This window comes from uncultured Anaerovibrio sp., assembly GCA_902786545.1.
Lineage (GTDB): Bacteria > Bacillota > Negativicutes > Selenomonadales > Selenomonadaceae > Anaerovibrio.
Map to the genome: position 1 here is coordinate 1 of CADACU010000078.1, position 3736 is coordinate 3736.

At 43.5% G+C, this 3736-nt stretch carries 4 protein-coding genes; all 4 read right to left on the minus strand.

Annotation, left to right across the window (positions count from 1 at the left end; genetic code table 11):
- Nucleotides 1-611, minus strand: a 611-nt coding sequence (locus QZV24_RS10080; protein WP_294523457.1) for a metallophosphoesterase, incomplete at its 3' end; no start/stop codon positions are given.
- A gap of 17 nt (nt 612-628) precedes the next feature.
- On the minus strand, nt 629-1201 hold the full coding sequence (locus QZV24_RS10085) for a cob(I)yrinic acid a,c-diamide adenosyltransferase (protein WP_294523459.1): 573 nt from the start codon (nt 1199-1201) through the stop codon (nt 629-631).
- 19 nt (nt 1202-1220) lie between these two features.
- Nucleotides 1221-2231: a hypothetical protein gene (locus tag QZV24_RS10090; protein WP_294523460.1), complete on the minus strand. Its 1011-nt coding sequence runs from the start codon at nt 2229-2231 to the stop codon at nt 1221-1223.
- Nucleotides 2232-2352: 121 nt separating this feature from the next.
- The coding region (locus QZV24_RS10095) for a hypothetical protein (RefSeq protein ID WP_294523462.1) at nt 2353-3736 on the minus strand (1384 nt) is incomplete at its 5' end.

Sequence of the window (3736 nt, forward strand, 5' to 3'; positions counted from 1 at the left end):
TTTTGCAGCTCATTAACATACATCTGGATACAAGCATAAAGGGCTTCCTTTTCCAAAAATTTCAAATTGGCTACATAGCTAGGTCTGGCACTGGTTTTAGACGCCGGTGTGGTCAGGCCGATAATCCCGATTTTACCATATGGTTTTTCCAAAATAACATATGGCTTGGTGAGGGTTTGCTCTGTATCGGTATTGATAACATTAGCCGAAATAAATGGAAATTTTGCTTCCTTTATTCTCTGAAACAGTACTTCCTGACCATAGTCAAATTCATGATTACCAAAGGTAGCAGCGTCATAGCCTATGGCATTCATATATTTGATAATGGATTTACCCTTGTCAAATTTGGCCAAATCGTTACCCTGGATGATATCCCCGGCATCCAGCATAATCACATCATAGCCTTTGTTCTTAAAATCCTTTTTAATTTGGGCAATAACCGGCATACCAATATGTTCATTGTCACTGCGGTCAAAGCCGTGGGTGTCGTTGGTATGTAAGATAACTACCTTGCTGAAATCAGCGGCAAAAGCCGTCTGACATAACAGCAGAAACATTACCAAAAATGCATACAACGACCGTTTAAACACCTTTGTTCCATAAAAAAACATTAAAACAGCCTCCTTTTTTAGTTTTCGATTCCTTTACGGGCTTCTATCCCCTTTGTATAATAATGCTTTATTTCCTGCATTTCCGTAACCAGGTCGGCCTGTTCCAAAAGCCACTGCGGCGCGTTACGGCCAGTGCATACTACCTCAGTCTTCCTTGGCAGTTCTGCCAGCAATTGCTCCACCTCAGCTTGATTGATAAGATTGAAAAACAATGCTATATTCACTTCATCTAGCACCAACAAGTCTGGCTGCATAGCCAAAATCTCGCACCTTGCTGTCTGAAATTCCCGGGCAATCATTTCCACATAATCCTTCGGTGGCTTTCCTGGTGGAAATATCACCACATCGCTGCCCCATCTTTGTTGTTCCTCTGAAGATAGCATCCCTTCCTCGGCTACAAAAAAAGGCTTTCCTGTGGTCATTAGTTTTAACTTTGGAGTAAAGGATTTCAATACCTTTTGCTCGCTGTAGGCAAGGCTTTTCATAAATTGGAGAAAAAACACCTTGTGGCCGGCTCCCAAGCTACGGATGGCCAAGCCAATGGCTGCGGTGGTTTTTCCTTTTCCCTTACCGGTATAAATTTGAAGCATATAAATTCCTATTCAATAATCATAAATCAATTCGATAAATCTTATGGGAACGATCATCATACACGATTACATCGTTGCCGGTCTTTGTCCAAAGAGCAAACGGACGCATATCAATGGTGGCATCTCCCAAAACTTTGCCGGTTTTCCGATCAAATACCCTAATAGCCCCCTTGGAACCGGTGTGAACCACATAATTTTCCGTTACAGCCCAGCCTCGTGGCAAATCTGCAATGCCCTCGTAGCGGCACAGTTCCTTGCCATCCTTATTAAAGGCAATCAGATAAGGAATATTTCCGCCCTCTTTTTCCACAAAGTAACGCATGAAAATATCACCCTTGCTGACACAAACCGTCTTTAAAGAAATATTGGTATCCTTGAAATCCGGGAAGGCCGTCTTATCATCTGCGAAAACCTTGCCCAATTCTTTCCAATTTCCGTCTTCCAGTTTGGAATGACGCAGTTCATGCCCCCAATAAACCATAAAATCCCCGGATTCAGCATCACCCATTGGCGAGCCAGACCACTTACCACCTACAGTGGCTGCCTTGCCGTCATAAATTGCTATTTTATCTTTGCCTTCAGTAGCCTTACGATTAGTCTGCCAAATTACAATTTTACCGTTGGTTGCCAGTTCCGCAATATCTCCACTAGGCCCCAAGTCAACCAAATCAGCGATGGTCTCTTTTTTTATGGTTACCTTGTTTATGTGCTGGAGTTTATCCTCACTATAGTGGCCATCAGTATGGAAGAATAATTCATCTCCCAGGGTAACCAGTTTGTTAGTACGAATGACCTTGGACAGGTCTACACCCGTAAGCTCATAAACCTTTGCCTCAGTTTCACCAAACTTGAAGGTCATAGTTGGAGCTGTAGAAACTGGCTCTCGAGCTGGAATCTCAATTTTAGGTGGGTCATTTTGCGCACCTGCACCTTTATCCTTGCCTCCGCCACAGCCTGCCAAAAGCGATACGGATACTAAGGCGGCCATAACGCCTAATGCCAGGCGCTTGGCCAAAGTTTTTGTTTGCATAAAAACATCTCCTTTTAATATATTTACGTTTACCTTTTCAGGTAACAACCCTCACAGCAATACTTTAATACATAAAATGTTTCACTGCTTTTGTGCAATCAGATGGCATCTGCCTGACTTCCTATTGAATGACAGCTATTACCTCTGGCTGACCCTTTTCATTAACTCGGCAAATACGATGTGATTCACGTAATGGCACGCCAGTTTTGTTCAATTTAAACTCATTTGGATCAGTCATAACAAACCATTCAGTAGGTATGACCGCATCACCGATTATCTCGTTTTTCATTGTAAATCCATTATCGCACTCCACCGGTTTAATTTGGCCATTTACCAATTCATAAACCCGAAGCTCGTGTTGGTTTTCCAGCTGAGCCATGGTCTGTTCATCATAACCCTTTTGATAAACTGCCGGGTCCGGGGCTAAGTGACAATCGATATAGAAATATTTCCGTCCATCCGCCATTTTTACAAATACAGGACGAGCCCCCTGCATAGGCGTATGATCCGTAAATACGTTTTCAGTCTTGTTAATAATCCCATCCTGGGCCGTTGTGGCCGGACCGCCTAATATTATCCGCAATCCACTCGTGTCTGCCTGAATTTCCGTGGTATTTATAACGCTATCATCAAGAGTTAGGCGCATCTGGGTCCTCGGTTCAATTTCCATACACCACTCCTTCGGTGAATGACGATATTTATCCTTAAAGCAAAAACCATTTACGCTGAAGTTAAGCGTAGCAGAATAAATTGGTGCATAAGGATCACTGGACAGGCTGAACATATTAAAATAAAAGGTTGCTCCGCAAGGGTCCATAACCCAGGAAGCAGTCCCTTCATCTACGGCTTTTTTTACCTGCTCCTTCAATTCCAGTACGCTTTTTTGAGCAAAGGATTCCTTCGGATAATTGCGTTTTAAAAGCATAGCTACTTCATTTAGGACAACATTGGGAGAGCCAAAAACATCTTCCCATTTTAATTCAGCTCCGGTGACCGCATCATAATTATTTCCAACTATGGCAAAGCGTCCCCGCATACCGCCCTTATAGGAGGCTTGGGATTCGGCAAAGCTGACTATTAGTCCATCAGATCGATGGACATACAGTGATGTAATAATTTCCTGGGGGTCCTGGATAGTTCTGTCCGAGATATCCACGCCGTAGCCTTCCAAAGCGATTCCCATTGGTCGCCATTTTCCGTCAGTATTGGCATCTATGGACAATGCCGCCCAGTGTCTTATTCGTTGGTCTGCTTCACTAACATATTCTGGCATACCAGCTACAATATTATTCACCCGAAGTGGTAAGGGTTTACCCAAGTCAAGCTCAACCGCAGCTTGGGTAACCTCCCCTTCGGCCTGAGCCACGGCACCGATTGGATTGAAAAACTGGGAATCATATAAGAGGTCCGGGCAAACAATACCTCCAGTATAAAGCATCGATGATGCGACTGCTGCCACTACAAGTCGTTTCTTCTTATCCATCTTGTGATAACCTCCCTCATAA